The organism is Gordonia sp. IEGM753, assembly GCF_050321825.1.
Classification (GTDB): Bacteria; Pseudomonadota; Gammaproteobacteria; order Pseudomonadales; family Pseudomonadaceae; genus Aquipseudomonas.
In genome coordinates this window covers 421,021-442,668 of record NZ_JBNQGB010000001.1, presented here as the reverse complement: position 1 = coordinate 442,668, position 21,648 = coordinate 421,021, and the positions used below count along the sequence as shown (strand labels likewise).

Genomic DNA, 21,648 nt, shown 5'->3' with positions numbered 1-21,648 from the left:
AGCCGAGTTCGGAACCTTGAACCTGCCCATAGAGTCCAGTTATTAGCTTTAAGCCTCAAAGAGGACTAGGTTTAGACCTCAGTTCTTCCCCTCAGTCCGTAGCCGTGCGGATCAAAAGGAGTGATCGTAATGCCGTCCCTCGATAGCCTGAAAACCCTTAAAACCTTACAAATCGACGACAAGACTTACCACTATTTCAGTCTGCCCGACGCTGCCAAGAGCCTCGGTGATCTCGACAAGCTGCCCATGTCGTTGAAAGTACTGCTGGAAAACCTGTTGCGCTGGGAAGATGAAAAAACTGTCACCGGCGCCGACCTCAAGGCGATTGCCGCATGGCTCAAGGAACGCCGTTCGGATCGCGAAATTCAGTACCGCCCTGCCCGCGTGTTGATGCAAGACTTTACCGGGGTGCCCGCCGTCGTCGACCTGGCAGCCATGCGGGCCGCCATGGCCAAGGCTGGCGGCGATCCGCAACGAATCAATCCGCTGTCCCCGGTAGATTTGGTGATCGACCACTCGGTAATGGTCGACAGGTTCGGCAGTGCGAGCGCCTTCGAACAGAACGTCGACATCGAAATGGAGCGCAATGGCGAGCGCTACGCGTTCTTGCGCTGGGGCCAAAGCGCTTTCGACAATTTCAGCGTAGTGCCACCGGGTACCGGCATTTGCCATCAGGTAAACCTTGAATACCTGGGTCGCACGGTCTGGACCAAAGACGAAGATGGCCGCACCTACGCCTTCCCCGACACACTGGTCGGCACTGACTCTCACACCACCATGATCAACGGCCTCGGCGTACTCGGCTGGGGCGTCGGCGGCATCGAAGCTGAAGCGGCGATGCTTGGCCAGCCGGTTTCGATGCTGATTCCGGAAGTGATCGGTTTCAAACTCACCGGCAAGCTCAAGGAAGGCATCACTGCCACCGACCTGGTATTGACGGTCACCCAAATGCTGCGCAAAAAGGGTGTCGTCGGCAAGTTCGTTGAGTTCTACGGCGATGGCCTTGCAGATTTGCCTTTGGCAGACCGCGCGACCATTGCCAACATGGCCCCGGAATACGGCGCCACCTGCGGTTTCTTCCCGGTAGACGATGTGACCCTCGACTACTTGCGCCTTTCTGGCCGCCCGCCCGAAGTGGTGAAACTGGTCGAGGCCTACACAAAAGCCCAGGGCTTGTGGCGCCTGCCGGGCAAAGAGCCGATCTTTACCGACAGCCTGGCACTGGACATGGGCAGTGTTGAAGCCAGCCTCGCCGGGCCAAAACGACCGCAAGACAGGGTTTCGCTGCCGAACGTCGCACAAGCCTTCACTGACTTTCTTGGCCTGCAGTTCAAACCCACCAGCAAGGACGAAGGTCGACTTGAAAGCGAAGGAGGCGGCGGTGTCGCGGTCGGTAATGCCGACCTGATCGGCGAAGCAGACTACGAGTCTGAAGGCCATACCTATCGCCTGAAGAACGGCGCAGTGGTGATCGCCGCCATTACGTCCTGCACCAACACTTCGAACCCGAGCGTGATGATGGCGGCCGGTTTGGTGGCGAAAAAAGCAGTTGAGAAAGGCCTGAAGCGCAAACCGTGGGTCAAGACTTCACTGGCGCCGGGCTCGAAAGTGGTCACTGATTATTACAAAGCTGCTGGCCTGACCCAGTACCTTGATGAACTCGGTTTCGCACTGGTGGGTTACGGCTGCACCACGTGCATCGGTAACTCCGGGCCGTTGCCGGAGCCGATCGAAAAAGCCATCCAGAAGGCCGACCTTGCCGTGGCGTCGGTATTGTCCGGCAACCGCAACTTCGAAGGTCGGGTACACCCGCTGGTGAAAACCAACTGGCTGGCCTCCCCGCCGCTCGTAGTCGCGTATGCGCTGGCCGGTACCGTGCGCATCGACATCAGCAGCGAGTCGTTGGGCGACGACAAGGACGGTAACCCGGTTTACCTGCGCGACATCTGGCCCAGCACCCAGGAGATCGCCGACGCGGTCAGCCAGGTCAACACCGCCATGTTCCACAAGGAATATGCCGAAGTATTTGCCGGCGACGAACAGTGGCAGGCGATTGAAGTGCCACAAGCGGCGACGTATGTGTGGCAGGACGATTCGACTTACATCCAGCATCCACCATTCTTCGACGACATCGGCGGCCCGCCACCGGTCGTCAAGGACGTCGCGGGCGCCCGCGTCCTGGCGCTGCTGGGCGATTCGGTGACCACTGACCACATCTCACCCGCCGGTAATATCAAGGCTGACAGCCCCGCCGGGCATTACTTGCGCGACAAAGGCGTAGAACCACGAGACTTCAACTCCTACGGTTCCCGTCGCGGCAACCATGAAGTGATGATGCGCGGCACCTTCGCCAACATCCGTATTCGTAACGAAATGCTCGGCGGTGAAGAAGGTGGCAACACGATCTACATTCCCACTGGCGAGAAGGTGCCCATTTACGACGCCGCCATGCGTTATCAGGCCTCCGGCACGCCGCTGGTGGTAATTGCAGGGCAGGAATACGGTACGGGTTCCAGCCGCGACTGGGCCGCCAAAGGCACCAATCTACTGGGCGTCAAAGCGGTGATCGCCGAAAGTTTCGAACGTATTCACCGCTCCAACCTGGTGGGCATGGGTGTGTTGCCATTGCAGTTCAAACTGGATCAGAACCGCAAGACCCTGAACCTGACCGGCAAGGAAACCCTGGATATCCTCGGCCTGACAGGGGTCGAGCTAACACCCCGCATGAACCTGACGCTGGTGATTACCCGTGAAGATGGGAGTAAGGAAAAAATAGAAGTATTGTGCCGGATCGATACTCTAAATGAAGTTGAATACTTCAAGGCTGGGGGAATTCTGCATTACGTATTACGTCAGTTGATCGCTTCATAAAATGAGCGGCACACCTCTGTCCAAGGGGTGTGCCGGTTTTATATAAAAAACTATTCAAAAACTAATCACTCTTAAATCCGAGCTAACTGTACAACGTCGCCATATTGTAATAATCGGTGCACTCGGTAATTTTATCGCTTTCAATGTTAACGACACAGACCCCTCGAATCAAAATACTCTTCTCTGTCGGTGCGTTACCAAATAGTTCGCCCAAATGAGTGCCGGTCATGTGCCACTGTATGACGCCACCAAATCCTCCCAGCTTGATCGAGTCGTCAATGACCTTGAAATCGGGCAGGGCTTTTCGGATCAGATCAAAAAAATCACCCAGCTCAAGCTTGCCTATCATCACTTTACCGGCCGCCACATCCTCGTAGATACAGTGCTCGGCAAAGACATCGAGAAAGTCTTGCTTTGAGGGTGCGGACCAAGTGTCAGCCCATTCTTTAATCAACTTTCTATGTGCTTCAGGCATATTGAAATTCCTCTGAGAATTGGGGGCACACCCACACTTAAAATCAAGTTGGCCGTGCTTTATTCCGCCTGACAGATACAACTTCAGCTCCGCTGAGCACATACTCCCTCTGTTCTTAAAGCGTGACGGGAGCTTAGGTGCAGAAGGAGGATTCAACAAAGTTTAAACGGAAGCAGCCCATTTAATCGATCAATGGTCCTGTTAGAAATAGGTGATGATTTCAAGGTGTTTTTGTTTGTGACACGCCTATAATCGCGCCTTCACAATAATAAGGACTGCAAATGCTTGCCCTGCCATGGACTTACCTGGCCCTGCTCTCGATCGGCTACAGCGTTGCATTGATCAAAGGCCAGCTCGGCTGGATGGCGGCGATCTCGTTTGCGCTGCTGCTGATCGCCGGATTAGCGGCGCGCCAACAACACGTGCGTCTTGGGCGCTACCTCGGTCATGGCCTGTTCATGTTCATGGCGCTGGCACTGGCCATGCATTGGCTACCCGGTTTCTACAACGGCCGAGGCATCGCTGCGCAGCGTCTCACAGATGATGCCGTGAAATTTTCCATGTACCTGAATCAGGACAAACCCCTGATCGGTTTCTGGCTGCTGCTGGTTTGCCCATGGATTGTCGGACGGCGCTCATTGCGTCTATCGGCGTACGCCACCCTCTTTGGGTTGACCTTGTGCAGCGTGCTGGCATTGGGTGGTGCCTGGCTGCTAGGCCTGGTCACTTGGGCCCCGAAGTGGCCAAACGAAGCATGGATCTGGATTTTCAACAATTTGTTGATGGTGACGCTGGTTGAAGAAGCGCTGTTTCGCGGCTACCTCCAGGGCGGACTCGCCCGGCGCTTCAAACACCTGGCCTACGGCGAAAACCTCGCGATCCTGATCGCTTCGCTGCTGTTCGGCCTCGCCCATATCGGCGCAGGCTGGCAATGGGTGTTGCTATCAGGCCTGGCGGGGCTTGGCTATGGTGTGGCCTATCGTTTCGGCGGGCTGGGCGCGGCCATTGCCACCCATTTCGGTTTGAACCTGATGCATTTCTTGCTGTTCACTTATCCGATGCTGGCGGGTTGACGCAACGGTCATTTTGCGACGTATCACTGATTTCCGAAAATTAATCTCAACAAATAGCTGACGCGGCCGACAACCCATCAAAGCCTTGCGGATTGATAAAGCTATGCGTAACAACCAGCCCATAACACAACGCGAAAGAACCTTTCCGGCTCAGCAACGGTTGATATCCACTACCGACGCCAAGGGCGTGATCACCTACTGCAACGACGCTTTCGTCGATATCAGCGGGTTTTCGCGTGAGGAATTGATCCATGCGCCGCATAACCAGGTCCGTCACCCTGACGTTCCGGCTGCGGTGTTCGCGCACATGTGGGGAACATTGAAACAAGGCTTGCCATGGATGGGTATTGTAAAAAATCGTTGCAAGAACGGTGATCACTATTGGGTTAATGCATATGTAACACCAGTTTTCGAAGGCGCTCAGGTTGTCGGTTATGAGTCGGTACGCGTCAAACCGACCGCTGAACAGATTCGCCGAGCCGAAGCGCTTTATCAACGCATCAACCAAGGCAAGTCCGCCGTTCCGTCTACTGATAAATGGTTGCCGATTCTTCAGGATTGGCTGCCGTTCATTCTGGTCAGCCAATTGAGTTTCATGATCGGTGCGTCGCTTAATTCGCACTGGGGTTTTGCCCTCGCCGCAGGTCTGTCGGTGCCGCTGGGCCTGTTGGGGCTGAGTTGGCAACAGCGTGGCCTCAAGCGTCTGCTACGCCTGGCCGAACAGACCACATCTGACCCGTTGATTGCGCAGATGTACACCGACAGCCGTGGCGCGCAGGCGCGTCTGGAGATGTCGATTCTCAGCCAGGAAGCACGCCTTAAAACTTGCCTGACTCGTCTGCAGGACACTGCTGAGCACCTTACCGAACAAGCCAAACAGTCCGACACCTTGGCACACAACAGCTCCACGGGGCTGGAGCGTCAACGCGTTGAAACCGAACAAGTGGCGACCGCCGTCAACCAGATGGCCGCTACCACTCAGGAAGTCGCCAGCCATGTGCAGCGCACTGCCGACGCCACTCAGGAAGCCAATCGCCTGACAGGTCGCGGCCGCGACATCGCCGGTGAAACTCGCGAAGCGATCCAGCGTCTGTCGGCGGTGGTGGGTGAAACCGGCCTGACCGTGACGCAGTTGGCCAAGGACAGCGACGAAATCGGTGGTGTGGTCGACGTGATCAAGGGCATCGCCGATCAAACCAACCTGCTGGCCCTTAACGCCGCTATCGAAGCGGCGCGTGCCGGTGAGATGGGTCGTGGTTTTGCGGTAGTAGCCGATGAAGTCCGTCAGCTGGCGCAACGCACCAGTGTATCCACCGGGCAGATTCACGCCTTGATCGCCAAGCTTCAGCAAACCGCAAGCAACGCCGTGCAAACCATGGAGGCCGGTCATCGCCAGGCGGAAGAAGGTGTGGCACGGGTATTGGAAGCGGACCAGGCACTGGTGGGTATCAGCGAAGCGGTGGCCAACATCACCGACATGACCACCCAGATCGCGGCTGCAACCGAAGAGCAGAGCGCTGTTGCCGAAGAGATCAGCCGTAACATCAGCAACATTTCACAACTGGCTGACCAGACCTCGGAACAGGCTCAACACTCGGCGTTGTTGAGTGAAGAGCTGACGAAGACTGCGAACACCCAGTACTCGTTGGTGGAGCGGTTTAACCGCTGACGAAAAAAACCAGCGTAAATCGCTGGTTTTTTATTTCAAGCATCAGCTAAACGCCTACTATCGAACAGCCTTTCAACACTGGCAGAACCGACGCGTGAACACCCAGCGCTCCTTTGCCAAAAGTGGTAACCGAAAAGCCATCACTCAGTTCAGCACTCGATGTGCGGTGAGATTCGCTTGTGCACGGATAGCCAAAACACCGTCCGCAGAAGTCTGAATGTCTCGATCACTGACGATGACCTCAGCCCCCTCTTCCGCGAAGGCTGGATCACCATCGGCAGCGAGTGGATTGTCACCTGAGGCGAGTTAACTGGCCGGACAACTCATACTAATAGTATTCAGACAGTGTGGCTTCGATTCGAAATAGGGCTAACAGAAAACCCCTTAACCAACTCTCCAAGATTTTTTTCTATTTCGCTTCTGACTTTTACAGCGTGCAAAGGATTATTCTCTTCCCAGCGCTTTATAGACTCAAAACCGAAGTGTCCGATAAACGCTTCCTTTCGATCTTTCATCACCTTGCTGATCTGGGCAACACTCAGATTGTTTTCGTTGTTTTTATCCCGATAGGGAAAATCTGCAGCCCCCATGATCCAATGATCAGTTAGATACTTTTCAACAGCCTCATCTGGCAATACTGCCATTCGATAAGCCACTTCCAAAGCGGGCCCAAAATTCTTTTCAAACAGAGCTGAGCCTTTCACATCGTACAACTCCGCTTCCTTTCTAATGACGTCTTTGACTGTCGACAGGAGCGGACGACTCCGAGGAATGGTGCTGATGCTTGTGAGCGAGCTTGGCAAATCACTAGAGAAGGTCGAATCTGAGCGCTCGAACAAGCTAGTAGATTCAAGAGGATTTTCTAACCTGGCCCCCTGTGTGGCACGCTCGAAACTTTCTGTCTTCGAGTAACCGCCAAAACCTAACGTGCCTGACCCACCAAAATCCACAGTCATGCCTTTAAATTGCCCTTCATCGCTTGCGTCGGGAAGAAAATACCCAAAATTACAAAAAGAGAAATTCAGATAATCCCAATTATTAATCAACCTCGAAGCAAAAAAATGCTTTTGCTGTTCTTCAACAAGGTCCGGAGGAAGTAATTTATTCAATGACTCCAAGGCATCAAACTTAATCAAGTTTTCTTTCTTGACACTGGCCAGAACCTCAGGGAAAACCCGATGACTATTACCGGGGTACTTCGTATAGATTTCCCCTAATCGGCGGTCAGACTCCTGATGTGTATTGACAAGAGCCTCATACTGGACAAGCCGCTGATTCACAGAAGATTCCGATTCGTGAAATCCAGATGTTCCTATAAGCTTCTCCATGACGTTTGCATCTAGTAAAAAACTTCCGAGATCTCTGTAACTTGGTTCAAGTCTTGATGCAACGCATGCAAAGCCGGACAAGGCTGCCTCGGCGGTAAAATCTGCCCGGGTTTTATCATTAAAAGAAAAAAAATCCTCACAGTTATTACACAGCAACATTGCCGGAGCATCCAGCCCACTCATCTTAAAAAGACTACCCATTATCACTTCTTCAGCAGCCACATAGTTGCTATAAAAAGGATTTTTAACTCGATACACATCATCCTTGTACTCTACGAACCGGGCCTCTCGGGTGTACAAAGAACCACCACTCTCCTTCTCGATTGACTTCGCCTCCTTAAAGCTTATCGGCCCATTCTTCTCTGCACCTGAGCTTGCAGGGTGTTGTACTTTCGGATGAACGATAGTGATATCCGAATTCTGCGCACATTTTATCCCTGATGAAATTTTAAATAAATCCTGTCCAACCTCAATCAAACTGCGATACATCGCACAACCTTCTTCGACTCTCAACTCAGCTCACCTTAAATTTACAACACATAAATGCCTATTATTTGAAACAGAACAGGCATTTGAAAATCCGCTCGACATCACATCAAAATACTGGGATCAGCAGGTAGAAAAATTAGATACGCCGAGTAAAAGAAATGCAAGAACCTTTAATCGCAGACAGAGAACAATAGTTTAATTCATCATTTAATTTGAGCTTTTTTTGAAAGCTGTAACTTCAAATCCCACGTAAGAAAACATCACCCGAAATGAAACTTATTCAAATAAGAGTCGGTTGTTAAAAAACCGTCATGACACCTAAAAAACGCCGGAATAAATACTTATCCAGGAGATGTACTTATCGACGGCGCGATTCAACAAATTTATTTTACTTAATATGATTGGCAATTCTTTTGGCTGCCGTCGCCAAGTGCTGATCTTGTGTATATCCCGATGCCTTTAACGGCTTCAAGTCATGATCTCCCGCCACTAACCAAACTATCTCGATACTGTGCGACAACGCATACGCCTCGACGGCCTCGCGGTTGCCCAATGCATCGCGTTCGCCTTGCACAATCAACGTCGGGGTCTTCAGCTTCGCCAGATGCTCGACCCTGGGTTTTTCCGGTTTGCCCACCGCATAAAACGGATAACCGAGGCAAACCAGCGCATCGGCGCCCAATTCGTCCGCCACTAGACTCGCCATCCGCCCGCCCATGGACTTGCCGCCAATCGCCAGACGCCCAGTGACATGGCGTCGCACCACGGCATACACCTCTCGCCAGCATTCCAGCAGTTTAGGTGCGGGATTGGGTGGTCGTTTGCCGCCATCCAAACGCCGTTGCGCCATGTACGCAAACTCGAAGCGCAACACGTTGATCCCTTGATCGACAAGGCGTGCAGCCATGTCGTTCATCCACGCGCTGTCCATTGGCGCACCGGCACCGTGGGCCAGGATCAACGTCGCCGATGCCGGTGCCGGGGCGGCATTCCACAACCATCCGTGATCCTGCACGCACCGCGCCCATTGATCCCCGTCAATACTGGCCTTGTGCTCTTTGTCCATGCTTGCCTCGCTTTTAGTCTGCCTATAACTCCAGGCGAAGGGACGTCTGCCTCGCGCGGCTTACGCGCGCACACAGACCTTCACTTCGGCTGAACCGTGGATGGGGAACCATGAACACTTCTATCAGTACCGCCTACAACTACAAGGTGGTCCGCCAATTCGCCATTATGACGGTGGTGTGGGGCATCGTCGGCATGGGGCTCGGGGTATTTCTCGCAGCACAATTGGTCTGGCCCGAACTCAACTTCAATTTGCCGTGGACCAGTTTCGGGCGCCTGCGCCCCTTGCACACTAACGCGGTGATCTTCGCTTTCGGCGGTTGCGCGCTGTTCGCCAGTTCGTTCTATTCGGTGCAGCGCACCTGCCAGACGCAATTGTTCGCACCGAAAATTGCGCAGTTCTGTTTTTGGGGCTGGCAACTGGTGATCGTTCTGGCGGCCATCAGCCTGCCGCTGGGTTACACCAGCTCCAAGGAATACGCCGAGCTGGAATGGCCAATCGACATATTGATCACCATTGTCTGGGTCGCTTACGCCATCGTGTTTTTCGGCACCCTGGCGAAACGCAAGACCAAACACATTTACGTCGGTAACTGGTTCTTCGGTGCGTTCATCATCACCGTGGCGATTCTGCACGTCGTCAACAATCTGGAAATTCCGGTCAGCCTGACCAAATCCTACTCGCTGTACGGTGGCGCAACGGATGCCATGGTTCAGTGGTGGTACGGCCACAACGCAGTAGGCTTTTTCCTCACCGCTGGCTTCCTCGGCATGATGTATTACTTCGTGCCGAAACAGGCCGAGCGCCCGGTGTATTCCTATCGCTTGTCCATCGTGCACTTTTGGGCGCTGATCACCCTGTACATCTGGGCCGGTCCGCACCACTTGCACTACACCGCACTGCCGGACTGGGCGCAGTCGCTGGGCATGGTGATGTCGCTGATCCTGCTGGCGCCAAGCTGGGGCGGCATGATCAACGGCATGATGACGCTCTCGGGGGCCTGGCATAAGTTGCGCAGCGATCCGATCCTGCGCTTTCTCGTGGTGTCGTTGGCGTTCTACGGCATGTCGACCTTTGAAGGGCCGATGATGGCGATCAAAACCGTCAACGCCCTCTCGCACTACACCGACTGGACCATCGGCCACGTGCACGCCGGTGCGCTCGGCTGGGTGGCGATGATTTCCATCGGCGCGCTGTATCACATGATCCCGAAAATCTTCGGTCGTCCACAGATGCACAGCCTCGGCCTGATCAACGCGCATTTCTGGCTCGCCACCATCGGCACGGTCCTCTACATCGCTTCGATGTGGGTCAACGGCATCGCCCAGGGCTTGATGTGGCGCGCCGTCAACGAAGACGGCACGCTGACCTACTCCTTCGTCGAGACCCTGGTGGCCAGCCACCCGGGCTTCATCGTGCGTCTGGTGGGCGGTGCGATCTTCTTCAGCGGCATGTTGCTGATGGCTTACAACACCTGGCGCACCGTACGGGCCTCACAGCCTGCCGACGTCGCCGCTGCCGCGCAGATGGCCTGAGGAGTCCGCCATGAAACACGAAACAATCGAAAAAAACGTTGGCCTGCTGCTGTTGCTGATGGTGTTGGCCGTGAGCATCGGTGGCCTGACCCAAATCGTCCCGCTGTTTTTCCAGGACGTGACCAATAAACCGGTCGAAGGCATGAAGCCGTATACCGCGCTGCAACTCGAAGGCCGCGACATTTACATCCGTGAAGGCTGTGTCGGCTGCCACTCGCAGATGATTCGTCCTTTTCGCGCCGAGACCGAACGCTACGGACACTACTCGGTTGCCGGCGAAAGTGTTTGGGATCACCCGTTCCTGTGGGGCTCGAAACGTACCGGGCCAGACCTCGCTCGGGTCGGCGGTCGTTACTCCGAAGACTGGCACCGCGCGCACCTGTACAACCCGCGCAACGTGGTGCCGGAATCGAAAATGCCGGCCTATCCATGGCTCGTCGCCAATCAACTCGACAGCAGCCACACCGAAACCAAGATCCGCGCCATGCGCACCCTCGGCGTGCCTTACACCGACGACGACATCGCCGGTGCCGTCGCCTCGCTCAAGGGCAAAACCGAAATGGATGCCTTGGTCGCCTACCTGCAAGTGCTTGGCACTGCCATCAAGAGCAAGAGGTGAGCCATGGTCATTGAGATGAGCAGTGGAATGATCCGCGGCCTTGGCACGGTCGTGGTGTTCGTGGCCTTCGTCGGCCTGGCATTTTGGGTATTCAGCGGCAAGCGCAGCCCGGAATTCGCCGAAGCGCGGTTGCTGCCGTTCGCTGATGAACCATTACCCGACGACGCCAACACCCAAGAACCTGAAGCAAGGAGTACCCGGCCATGACCACCTTCTGGAGTGCGTGGATTTGCGTACTGACCATCGGCAGCCTGATCGGCCTGACCTGGCTGCTGATTGGCACCCGCAAGGGAGAAACCAAAGGCAGTGTCGACCAGACCATGGGCCACAGCTTCGACGGCATCGAGGAGTACGACAACCCGTTGCCGCAATGGTGGTTCATGCTGTTTGCCGGGACGCTGGTATTTGCCGTGGGTTACCTGATCCTGTATCCGGGCCTGGGCAACTGGAAAGGCATCCTGCCGGGTTATGAGAATGGCTGGACCGGCGTTCATGAATGGGAAAAAGAGATGAACAAGGCTGACGCGAAGTTTGGGCCGATCTTCGCCAAATTTGCCGCCATGCCCGTGGAAGAAGTGGCCAAGGATCCACAAGCGCTGAAAATGGGCGGACGTTTGTTCGCCTCCAACTGCGCGGTGTGCCACGGCTCGGACGCCAAAGGGGCTTTTGGCTTTCCGAACCTGGCCGACAGCGACTGGCGCTGGGGCGGCACGGCCGACACTATCAAGACCACGATCATGCTCGGGCGCATCGCAGCGATGCCAGCGTGGGGCGAAATCCTCGGCGAAGTGGGTGTGAAAAACGTCGCGGCTTATGTGCGTCATGACCTGGCCGGTCTGCCGTTGCCTGCCGACAGCACGGCAGATCTGGCGGCCGGCCAGCAGGCGTTCAGCACCACTTGCGTAGCGTGCCATGGGGCAAACGGGCAAGGCACTGAAGCCATGGGTGCGCCGAATCTGACGCATCCGGCCGGTTTTATTTACGGTACAAGCCTGGCGCAACTGCAACAAACCATTCGGCATGGCCGCCAGGGCCATATGCCAGCGCAAAACGAACTGCTCGGCAACGATAAGGTGCAACTGCTCGCCGCCTATGTTTTTAGCCTGTCGAAGGGTGAGGCGCAGTTGAACGGCACGTTGCAAGCGACAAGCAGCACGCAAGCCGCTCCAGGCGGCAAGCCATAAGCTGCAAGTACAGGTAAAGCAAAAGCTGCAAGCGACAAGCCCTGACTTGAAGCTTGCAGCTTGCGACTTGCAGCTGCCTCCCTGCTGCTTCTTTTTGTCGCACCCTCAAATAGCCTGACTTTCGGATCCCCGAATTCGGGTCTACGCTTTCTCGATGCGGACTGGCAATGGACTGGTTCGAGGTCGACGTTAGCCGATGTGTTCGACGAATCTGCTCGATGACAGGCCGCAAAGGCTGGTAGATACCGGCTGTCGTGCCAGTTGCCATCGGTCACTATTTCGTTGCGTTTCAACACACCCAGTTACAACTGACCTGAACCCCTCGCCTTTTTCATCTGCAGTGACATTTGCTCTCGGGCAATTTTGTCCTTACGCGGCGCATGGAAAGGCCGCAGAATCAGCTTTTGAAAGCATTGACCCAGGTCATGGCGCGTTGCAATGACCCCCCGCTTTCTACATACTTGCGGCCGATTTTTACTCCTAATAAAACACCCAAACCGTGGAACCTTAGAATGAGCACAGCAATCAGTCCGACTGCTTATAACTATAAGGTAGTCCGCCAGTTCGCCATCATGACGGTGGTCTGGGGGATCCTTGGCATGGGGCTTGGTGTCTTCATCGCCTCACAGCTTGTATGGCCGGAATTGAACTTCGGTCTGCCGTGGACGACTTTTGGACGCCTACGCCCGTTGCACACCAACCTGGTGATTTTCGCCTTCGGTGGTTGTGCATTGTTTGCCACTTCCTATTACGTCGTGCAGCGAACCTGCCAAACGCGACTGATTTCCGACAGCCTCGCGGCCTTCCACTTCTGGGGATGGCAAGCGGTGATCATCGGCGCGATCATTACCTTGCCGCTGGGTTACACCACCACCAAGGAATACGCCGAGCTGGAATGGCCACTCGCTATTTTGCTGGCCATTGTCTGGGTCGTTTATGCGCTGGTGTTCTTCGGCACCATCGTCAAACGCAAGACCAAGCACATCTATGTCGGTAACTGGTTCTACGGTGCTTTCATCGTCGTGACCGCCATGCTGCACATCGTCAACCACGCGTCCCTGCCGGTCAGTTTCTTCAAGTCCTACTCGGCCTATGCCGGTGCGACTGATGCGATGATCCAGTGGTGGTATGGCCACAACGCAGTAGGTTTCTTCCTGACCACCGGTTTCCTGGGGATGATGTATTACTTCGTTCCGAAACAGGCCGAGCGTCCGATCTACTCCTATCGCCTGTCGATCGTGCACTTCTGGGCGCTGATCACCCTGTACATCTGGGCTGGCCCGCACCACCTGCACTACACCGCTCTGCCGGACTGGGCCCAGTCGCTCGGCATGGCCATGTCGATCATCCTGCTGGCGCCAAGCTGGGGCGGCATGATCAACGGCATGATGACCCTCTCGGGCGCCTGGCATAAGTTGCGCACCGACCCGATCCTGCGCTTTCTGGTGGTGTCGCTGGCGTTCTACGGCATGTCGACCTTCGAAGGCCCGATGATGGCCATCAAGACCGTCAACTCGCTGTCTCACTACACCGACTGGACCATCGGCCACGTACACGCCGGCGCTTTGGGCTGGGTTGCGATGATCTCGATCGGCGCCATCTACCACATGATCCCGAAACTGTTCGGCCGTGCGCAGATGCACAGCATCGGCTTGATCAACACGCACTTCTGGCTCGCGACCATCGGCACCGTGCTGTACATCGCATCGATGTGGGTCAACGGCATTACCCAGGGCCTGATGTGGCGTGCAATCAACGACGACGGCACCCTCACCTACTCGTTCGTTGAAGCGCTGCAAGCCAGTCACCCGGGTTACATCGTTCGCGCCGTGGGCGGTGCGTTCTTTGCCAGCGGCATGCTGTTCATGGCCTACAACGTATGGCGTACCGTACGTGCCTCGAACCCGGCTGAAGCCGAAGCCGCCGCTCAGATTGCTGTAGTTGGAGCTCACTGATGAAGCATGAAGCAGTCGAGAAGAATATTGGCCTGCTGGCCTTCTTCATGGTTATCGCCGTCAGCATCGGCGGCCTGACCCAGATCGTTCCGCTGTTTTTCCAGGACGTCACCAACAAGCCGGTCGAAGGCATGAAGCCTCGCCCAGCGCTGGAGCTGGAAGGCCGTGACGTGTTTATCGCCAACGGTTGTGTGGGTTGCCACTCGCAGATGATCCGTCCGTTCCGTGCGGAAACCGAACGTTATGGCCACTACTCGGTAGCCGGTGAAAGCGTTTGGGATCACCCGTTCCTGTGGGGCTCCAAGCGTACGGGTCCGGACCTGGCCCGTGTCGGCGGTCGTTACTCCGATGACTGGCAGCGTGCGCACTTGTACAACCCGCGCAACGTAGTGCCTGAGTCGAAAATGCCGGCCTACCCGTTCCTCGTGGAAAACAAGCTCGACGGCAAAGACACCGCCAAGAAAATGGAAGTCTTGCGCACGCTCGGCGTCCCTTACACCGACGAAGACATCGCCGGCGCCAAGGATGCTGTGAAGGGCAAAACCGAAATGGACGCGCTGGTGGCCTATCTGCAAGGCCTGGGCACCATCATCAAAAGCAAACGGTGATCTAGATGGATATCGGGATGATTCGTGGCCTGGGCACCGTTGTTGTGATGGTGGCCTTCATCGGTCTGGCATTGTGGGTGTTCAGCCCCAAGCGCAAGTCGGAGTTTGAAGACGCAACCTTGCTGCCTTTCGCGGACGATCCCGAAGCCATCAAGCACGTCGAGCAAGCTTCTAGGAGTAACAAAGAATGACTACGTTCTGGAGTCTGTACGTCACAGTCCTCAGTCTCGGCACCATTTTCGCCCTGACCTGGCTGCTGCTGTCCACCCGTAAGGGCCAACGCAGCGAACAGACGGAAGAGACGGTTGGCCACTCCTTCGACGGGATCGAGGAGTACGACAATCCGCTGCCAAAATGGTGGTTCATGCTGTTCGTGGGCACCATCATTTTCGCATTGGGCTACTTGGTGCTGTACCCGGGCCTGGGGAACTGGAAAGGCCTGTTGCCGGGGTACAACTACCTCGATAACGACAAGCAAACCGCGTTCGCCAACGGCCAGACCGGTTGGACCGGCGTTCACGAGTGGGAAAAGGAAATGGCCAAGTCGGACGCCAAGTTCGGCCCGATCTTCGCCAAGTTCGCCTCCATGCCCATCGAAGAAGTCGCCAAAGACCCGCAAGCCTTGAAGATGGGTGGCCGTCTGTTTGCCTCCAACTGCTCGGTCTGCCACGGTTCCGATGCTAAAGGCGCTTACGGCTTCCCTAACCTGACCGATGCCGACTGGCGTTGGGGCGGCGAACCGGAAACCATCAAGACCACCATCATGGGCGGTCGTCACGCTGTGATGCCGGCTTGGGCTGACGTGATCGGCGAGCAAGGCGTCAGCGACGTTGCCGCCTTCGTGCTGACCAATCTTGATGGCCGCAAACTGCCGGAAGGCACCAAGGCCGATCCGGCTGCGGGCCAGAAGCTGTTTGCCGCCAACTGCGCGGTCTGCCACGGTCCGGAAGGCAAAGGTACACCAGCGATGGGCGCACCTAACCTGACTCACCCGGCAGCGTTTATCTACGGTTCGAGCTTTGCTCAACTGCAGCAGACCATCCGTTACGGCCGTCAGGGCCAGATGCCTGCGCAAGAACAGCTGCAAGGCAACGACAAGGTTCATCTGCTGGCCGCTTACGTCTACAGCCTGTCTCACGGCGAAAAAGCGCCGGAGGCGGATGCCGAGTAAGGCAAACGCTTGATGCAATAAAACGGCCCCGCCAATGAGAATTGGCGGGGCCGTTTTGTTTTTGGCATCAACTCACTCGCCCCTAGCGACCAGCGGTAGCAAACGGTGGACCTCTGAAGTTGCCAGCCCTGCCCGCAAGTAGTAACGTTGCTACAAAGCACTTTAACGGAGGACCTCCCCAATGGTCATCACCACTATTTCCAGTCGCGAATTCAATCAGGACACAAGTAGTGCCAAAAAAGCCGCGCATCAAGGGCCCGTTATCATCACCGATCGTGGCAAGCCGGCTCATGTGCTGCTAAGCATTGAGGACTACCAAAAACTGACAGGCGTTCACGCCAACATTGTCGACCTGCTGGTGATGCCGGAAGCGGCAGACATCGAGTTCGAAACCGAGCGTGCCGTCATCATTCATCGCCCAGTGGACCTGTCCTGATGTTCTTGCTAGACACCAATGTGATTTCTGAACTGCGTAAGCCCCAGGCGGATGCAAACGTTGTTGCCTGGGCTAAAAACATTATCTCGGCACGCCTGTTTATTTCGGCAATTACCTTGAAAGAATTGGAGACAGGGGTTTTACGAATGGAGCGCCGAGACCCCGCGCAAGGCAAAATCTTGCGTACCTGGCTGAAACGCCACGTCATGCCAGCCTTCGATGCCCGGATCTTGCCAGTGGATGCCGCCGTGGCATTACGCTGCGCCAGCTTGCATGTTCCGGATCGCGCCAACGAGAGTGACGCGCTGATTGCAGCTACCGCGCTGGTTCATGGCCTTACTGTGGTCACGCGTAACGTCAACGATTTTCAATCCAGCGGCGTTGCGCTGATCAACCCGTGGGCCAATTGAAAGCCGGCCTGCCGGAAAACCGTCCATAATTCACAAGTCAATTGATTCAAGTCATTACACCATCGATTAAATTCTCCCAACGTGACCAAAGGTCGCACCCTTGATCTAGAGCTACAGGCGTATCATTGCGCCACTGCAACACCTCTTTCTGACCGTGGTCGGCATGTACTGACCGAGGCATTTTTCCACTGCCGTGGGATGCAATGATGAGCAACCAGATACCGGTACAAGACGTTACCCCTCCTGCCAAAGACGCCAGTAAAAGCGTCGACCTTTACGCCTCGAGAGAAAAGATTTACACCCGCGCCTTCACCGGCCTGTTCCGCAATCTGCGAATGATGGGCGGCGCTTTCTTGTTCCTGCTGTATTTCGGCACTGTCTGGCTGAACTGGGCAGGCCATCAAGCCGTCTGGTGGAACCTGCCGGAGCGCAAGTTTTTCATCTTCGGCGCAACGTTCTGGCCTCAAGACTTCATTTTGCTGTCGGGCATTCTGATCGTCAGCGCCTTCGGCCTGTTCTTCATTACCGTGTATGCCGGGCGCGTCTGGTGCGGCTATACCTGCCCGCAAAGTGTCTGGACCTGGATTTTCATGTGGTGCGAGAAGGTCACCGAAGGCGACCGCAACCAGCGCATCAAACTCGACAAAGCGCCGATGAGCGCCAACAAAATCCTGCGCAAGTTCAGCAAACACGCGATGTGGCTGTTGATCGGCTTCGCTACCGGTATGACGTTCGTGGGTTACTTCTCGCCCATTCGCGAGCTCGTCATCGACTTCTTCACCGGTCAGGCCGATGGTTGGTCCTATTTCTGGGTTGGTTTTTTCACCCTTGCCACCTATGGCAACGCCGGTTGGCTGCGTGAACAGGTGTGCATTTACATGTGCCCGTATGCGCGTTTCCAGAGCGTGATGTTCGACAAAGACACGCTGATCGTTTCCTACGACCCGCGCCGGGGCGAGCTGCGTGGCCCGCGCAAAAAAGGCGTCGACTACAAGGCGCAAGGCCTCGGCGACTGCATCGACTGCACCATGTGCGTCCAGGTCTGTCCGACCGGCATCGATATCCGCGACGGGCTGCAAATCGAATGTATTGGCTGTGCGGCGTGTATCGATGCCTGCGACAGCATCATGGACAAAATGGACTACCCGCGCGGGCTGATCAGCTACACCACCGAGCACAACCTGTCCGGGCAAAAAACCCATAAACTGCGCCCGCGACTGATCGGCTATGCCGTGGTGTTGCTGGCAATGATGGGCTTGCTGGCGGGGGCTTTCTTCATGCGGTCGCTGGTCGGTTTCGACGTCAGCAAAGACCGTGTGCTGTACCGCGAGAACGCTGAAGGCCGGATCGAAAACGTCTACAGCCTGAAGATCATGAACAAAGATCAGCGCGACCATACGTATTTGCTGGAAGCCACGGGGTTACCCGACCTGAAGCTGCAGGGCAAACGCGAAATAAAAGTCGCTGCCGGGGAAATATTCAGCCAGCCGGTTGAACTGTCCAGCGCACCGGAACAACTGCCGTCGAGCACCAACGAGGTGAAATTCATCCTCAAGGATGCCGATGACGACAGCGTCCACGTTGAAGCCAAGAGCCGATTCATCGGCCCACAAATTCGTTGAGAGAACTGATCATGCCCGCAGCAAACGCCGCAAGCCCTTGGTACAAGCATCTTTGGCCATGGATCATCATCGGGATACTGGCCTGCTCGGTGACCCTGACGTTGTCCATGGTGACCATCGCGGTGAACAACCCGGACAACCTGGTCAACGATAACTACTACGAGGCCGGCAAAGGCATCAACCGTTCCCTGGACCGCGAGCTGCTGGCGCAAACCCTGCAACTGCGCGCCACTGTTCATCTTGACGATGTGACCGGCGAAGTTGATTTGCGCCTGACCGGTAACAGCCAGCCGAGCACGCTGGAGCTGAACCTGATTTCGCCGACGCAACCAGAAAAAGACCGCAAAATTACCTTGGCGCGCAGCGAAACCGAACAGGGTCGCTACATCGGCCAGTTGAGTGACAAGGTTGAAGGTCGTCGTTTTGTAGAGCTGCTCGGTGTGCAGGACGATAAAACCTGGCGCATGTTCGAAGAAGAACAGGTCAACCATGACAAGGACCTGCTGCTAGGTGACGAACCGCTGCAGGGCGCCGAAGACTTGAAGAAGTAACACCGCGCTTCGCGAGCAAGCTCGCTCCCTCAGGGGTTTAGGGATCGCCCTAAATCCAATGTGGGCGCGAGCTTGTCCACGAACAGGCTCGACCTGACGACACAGATTCAGCGGTACCAATGAAAACCTCATGACCACGCCAACTCCCTGCTACCACTGTGCCCTGCCCGTCCCGGCCGGCAACCGCTTTACTGCGCCAGTCCTTGGGGCCGTTCGCGAGTTCTGCTGCCCGGGCTGCCAAGCGGTGGCCGAAGCGATTGTTGCCGGCGGGCTGGAAAGCTATTACCAGCATCGCAGCGAAGCATCCGCCAACCCCGAAGCCCTGCCGGTGCAGTTGGTGGATGAACTGGCACTGTACGACCGCGCCGACGTGCAGAAACCTTTTGTGCGTCACGACGGCGAACTCGCTGAAACCACCCTGCTGATGGAAGGCATCAGCTGTGCGGCATGCGGCTGGCTGATAGAGAAACATCTGCGCGCTATGCCGGCCGTGGCCGAGGCGCGCCTGAATCTGTCCAATCATCGGCTACATGTACGCTGGGCCGACGCGCAATTGCCATTGAGCCAAGTGCTCAGCGAATTGCGCCACATCGGTTACGCCGCCCATCCGTATCAGTCTGATCGCGCCAGTGAACAACTGGCCAGCGAAAACCGCCTGGCATTGCGCCAGCTCGGCGTGGCCGGTTTGTTATGGTTCCAGGCAATGATGGCGACCATGGCCACTTGGCCGGAATTCAACATCGACCTCAGCCCCGAGCTGCACACTATCCTGCGCTGGGTGGCGCTGTTCCTCACCACCCCGATCGTGTTCTACAGCTGCGCACCGTTCTTCAAGGGAGCGATGCGCGATTTACGCACTCGTCACCTGACCATGGACGTCTCGGTATCACTGGCCATTGGTAGCGCCTATGTGGCGGGCATCTGGACCTCGATCACCGGCGTCGGTGAGCTGTACTTCGACGCTGTCGGCATGTTCGCCTTGTTCCTGCTGGCTGGTCGTTACCTTGAACGTCGCGCCCGTGAACGCACCGCCGCCGCCACCGCGCAGCTGGTGAATCTACTGCCCGCCTCGTGCCTGCGGCTTGGCGCCGATGGCCAGAGCGAGCGGATCCTGCTAAGCGAACTGCACGTCGGCGATCAGGTCCTGGTGCATCCCGGTGCGATTCTGCCGGCCGACGGCAAAATCCTCGACGGCCAGTCGAGTGTCGATGAATCCCTGCTGACCGGCGAATATCTGCCCCAGCCAAGAACGCTGGGCGATGCTGTTACCGCTGGCACGCTAAACGTAGAAGGAGCGCTGACCGTGGAAGTGCTCGCGCTCGGCCAGGACACTCGCCTCTCGGCCATCGTGCGTTTGCTGGATCGCGCACAAGCGGAAAAACCACGGCTGGCTGAAATAGCCGACCGTGCCGCGCAATGGTTTTTGTTGCTTTCATTAATCTCCGCGGCGGTGATCGGCCTGATCTGGTGGGAACTGGACGCCTCGCGTGCCTTCTGGATTGTCCTTGCGATGCTGGTTGCGACCTGCCCGTGCGCGTTGTCGCTGGCAACGCCGACGGCACTCACCGCTGCAACCGGCACGTTGCACAAATTGGGCTTGCTGCTGACACGCGGCCATGTGCTGGAAGGCCTCAACCAGATCGACACGGTTATTTTCGACAAGACTGGCACGCTCACCGAAGGTCGCCTGGTCTTGCGATCCATTCGGCCTCTCAGCGGGCTCGACAGCGATCAATGCCTGAGCCTGGCAGCCGCACTGGAAAACCGTTCCGAACACCCGATTGCCCGCGCCTTTGGCCGCGCACCGCTGGCCGCCGAAGAGGTGCACAGCACACCGGGACTTGGCCTCGAGGGTCTGGTCGGTGCCCAACGTCTGCGCATAGGTCAACCGGGTTTCGTCTGTGAATTGAGTGGCGCCGACGTCCCGTCGATACCTGCTGAGGCCGGGCAATGGCTGCTGCTCGGCGACCACCAAGGACCGCTGGCATGGTTTGTTCTCGACGACCGTTTACGCGCTGATGCACCGGCGCTATTGGCAGCTTGCAAGGCTCGCGGCTGGCGTACGCTGCTGTTGTCCGGCGACAGCTCGCCAATGGTTGCCAGCGTCGCCGCCGAACTGGGCATCGATGAAGCACACGGTGGTTTACGCCCCGACGATAAATTGCAGGTCCTGCAAAAGCTGCACAAGGAAGGTCGCAAGGTATTGATGCTCGGTGATGGTGTGAATGACGTGCCAGTGCTGGCCGCTGCAGACATCAGCGTCGCCATGGGATCGGCCACCGACCTGGCAAAAACCAGTGCCGACGCCGTATTGCTCTCTAATCGGCTCGATGCGCTGGTGCAAGCCTTCAGCCTGGCACGTCGCACACGCAAGGTAATCATCGAGAACCTGCTGTGGGCCGGGCTGTACAATGGCCTCATGTTGCCGTTCGCCGCCCTCGGCTGGATCACTCCGGTATGGGCCGCAGTCGGCATGTCCATCAGTTCGTTGACCGTAGTACTGAACGCGTTGCGCCTGACCCGCATGCCGGGCACGCACGTCGCCAGCGCCACGCCAGAAACCCGTCCGCTGCCGGCCTGAGCCGC

19 protein-coding genes are annotated in these 21,648 nt (G+C 56.5%); 16 read left to right on the top strand and 3 right to left on the bottom strand.

What is annotated here, in order from left to right; translation table 11 throughout:
• Positions 1 to 129 precede the first annotated feature (129 nt).
• Complete coding sequence (acnA, locus tag ACQR3R_RS01990; RefSeq protein ID WP_428270241.1) at positions 130 to 2,871, top strand: aconitate hydratase AcnA; 2,742 nt, start codon at positions 130 to 132, stop codon at positions 2,869 to 2,871.
• A gap of 82 nt (positions 2,872 to 2,953) precedes the next feature.
• Here acnA and ACQR3R_RS01985 read toward each other — a convergent pair whose 3' ends face one another.
• Entirely contained in the window at positions 2,954 to 3,346 is a 393-nt protein-coding gene (locus ACQR3R_RS01985; protein WP_428270240.1) for an ester cyclase, read from the bottom strand.
• A 281-nt stretch (positions 3,347 to 3,627) separates the two neighbouring features.
• On the opposite strand from ACQR3R_RS01985, the gene ACQR3R_RS01980 reads away from it, so the two are divergent.
• Together ACQR3R_RS01980 and ACQR3R_RS01975 are read left to right on the top strand one after the other, a co-directional pair.
• On the top strand, positions 3,628 to 4,419 hold the full coding sequence (locus ACQR3R_RS01980; RefSeq protein WP_428270239.1) for a CPBP family glutamic-type intramembrane protease: 792 nt from the start codon (positions 3,628 to 3,630) through the stop codon (positions 4,417 to 4,419).
• A gap of 103 nt (positions 4,420 to 4,522) precedes the next feature.
• A complete protein-coding gene (locus tag ACQR3R_RS01975; RefSeq protein WP_428270237.1) occupies positions 4,523 to 6,088 on the top strand; it encodes a methyl-accepting chemotaxis protein in 1,566 nt (521 codons plus the stop codon).
• A 338-nt stretch (positions 6,089 to 6,426) separates the two neighbouring features.
• Here ACQR3R_RS01975 and ACQR3R_RS01970 read toward each other — a convergent pair whose 3' ends face one another.
• Positions 6,427 to 7,929, bottom strand: coding sequence for a hypothetical protein (locus ACQR3R_RS01970; RefSeq protein WP_428270236.1), 1,503 nt, complete (start codon positions 7,927 to 7,929; stop codon positions 6,427 to 6,429).
• A gap of 364 nt (positions 7,930 to 8,293) precedes the next feature.
• A complete protein-coding gene (locus ACQR3R_RS01965) occupies positions 8,294 to 8,971 on the bottom strand; it encodes an alpha/beta family hydrolase (RefSeq protein WP_428270234.1) in 678 nt (225 codons plus the stop codon).
• A 110-nt stretch (positions 8,972 to 9,081) separates the two neighbouring features.
• On the opposite strand from ACQR3R_RS01965, the gene ccoN (ACQR3R_RS01960) reads away from it, so the two are divergent.
• The 13 genes from ccoN (ACQR3R_RS01960) to ACQR3R_RS01900 all read left to right on the top strand — a co-directional run bounded on the left by ccoN (ACQR3R_RS01960) (position 9,082) and on the right by ACQR3R_RS01900 (position 21,643).
• Positions 9,082 to 10,506: a cytochrome-c oxidase, cbb3-type subunit I gene (ccoN, locus tag ACQR3R_RS01960; protein ID WP_428270233.1), complete on the top strand. Its 1,425-nt coding sequence runs from the start codon at positions 9,082 to 9,084 to the stop codon at positions 10,504 to 10,506.
• Positions 10,507 to 10,516: 10 nt separating this feature from the next.
• Complete coding sequence (gene ccoO, locus ACQR3R_RS01955) at positions 10,517 to 11,125, top strand: cytochrome-c oxidase, cbb3-type subunit II (protein ID WP_428270231.1); 609 nt, start codon at positions 10,517 to 10,519, stop codon at positions 11,123 to 11,125.
• 3 nt (positions 11,126 to 11,128) lie between these two features.
• Positions 11,129 to 11,332, top strand: coding sequence for a cbb3-type cytochrome oxidase subunit 3 (locus ACQR3R_RS01950; RefSeq protein ID WP_428270230.1), 204 nt, complete (start codon positions 11,129 to 11,131; stop codon positions 11,330 to 11,332).
• Complete coding sequence (gene ccoP / locus ACQR3R_RS01945; RefSeq protein ID WP_428270229.1) at positions 11,329 to 12,309, top strand: cytochrome-c oxidase, cbb3-type subunit III; 981 nt, start codon at positions 11,329 to 11,331, stop codon at positions 12,307 to 12,309. The genes ACQR3R_RS01950 and ccoP (ACQR3R_RS01945) overlap by 4 nt, the downstream gene beginning before the upstream one ends.
• 512 nt (positions 12,310 to 12,821) lie before the next feature.
• Complete coding sequence (gene ccoN / locus ACQR3R_RS01940) at positions 12,822 to 14,264, top strand: cytochrome-c oxidase, cbb3-type subunit I (protein WP_428270227.1); 1,443 nt, start codon at positions 12,822 to 12,824, stop codon at positions 14,262 to 14,264.
• Positions 14,264 to 14,872: a cytochrome-c oxidase, cbb3-type subunit II gene (gene ccoO / locus ACQR3R_RS01935; protein ID WP_157710922.1), complete on the top strand. Its 609-nt coding sequence runs from the start codon at positions 14,264 to 14,266 to the stop codon at positions 14,870 to 14,872. The genes ccoN (ACQR3R_RS01940) and ccoO (ACQR3R_RS01935) overlap by 1 nt, the downstream gene beginning before the upstream one ends.
• 5 nt (positions 14,873 to 14,877) lie before the next feature.
• On the top strand, positions 14,878 to 15,063 hold the full coding sequence (locus ACQR3R_RS01930) for a CcoQ/FixQ family Cbb3-type cytochrome c oxidase assembly chaperone (RefSeq protein WP_003175465.1): 186 nt from the start codon (positions 14,878 to 14,880) through the stop codon (positions 15,061 to 15,063).
• Positions 15,060 to 16,043: a cytochrome-c oxidase, cbb3-type subunit III gene (gene ccoP, locus ACQR3R_RS01925; protein WP_428270226.1), complete on the top strand. Its 984-nt coding sequence runs from the start codon at positions 15,060 to 15,062 to the stop codon at positions 16,041 to 16,043. The genes ACQR3R_RS01930 and ccoP (ACQR3R_RS01925) overlap by 4 nt, the downstream gene beginning before the upstream one ends.
• Before the next feature lie 181 nt (positions 16,044 to 16,224).
• Positions 16,225 to 16,479: a type II toxin-antitoxin system prevent-host-death family antitoxin gene (locus ACQR3R_RS01920; protein ID WP_428270225.1), complete on the top strand. Its 255-nt coding sequence runs from the start codon at positions 16,225 to 16,227 to the stop codon at positions 16,477 to 16,479.
• A complete protein-coding gene (locus ACQR3R_RS01915) occupies positions 16,479 to 16,889 on the top strand; it encodes a PIN domain-containing protein (RefSeq protein WP_428270224.1) in 411 nt (136 codons plus the stop codon). The genes ACQR3R_RS01920 and ACQR3R_RS01915 overlap by 1 nt, the downstream gene beginning before the upstream one ends.
• 206 nt (positions 16,890 to 17,095) lie before the next feature.
• On the top strand, positions 17,096 to 18,511 hold the full coding sequence (gene ccoG, locus ACQR3R_RS01910; RefSeq protein WP_428270223.1) for a cytochrome c oxidase accessory protein CcoG: 1,416 nt from the start codon (positions 17,096 to 17,098) through the stop codon (positions 18,509 to 18,511).
• A gap of 11 nt (positions 18,512 to 18,522) precedes the next feature.
• Positions 18,523 to 19,062, top strand: coding sequence for a FixH family protein (locus ACQR3R_RS01905; protein ID WP_428270222.1), 540 nt, complete (start codon positions 18,523 to 18,525; stop codon positions 19,060 to 19,062).
• 130 nt (positions 19,063 to 19,192) lie between these two features.
• On the top strand, positions 19,193 to 21,643 hold the full coding sequence (locus ACQR3R_RS01900) for a heavy metal translocating P-type ATPase metal-binding domain-containing protein (protein ID WP_428270221.1): 2,451 nt from the start codon (positions 19,193 to 19,195) through the stop codon (positions 21,641 to 21,643).
• The last annotated feature ends 5 nt before the right edge of the window (positions 21,644 to 21,648 follow it).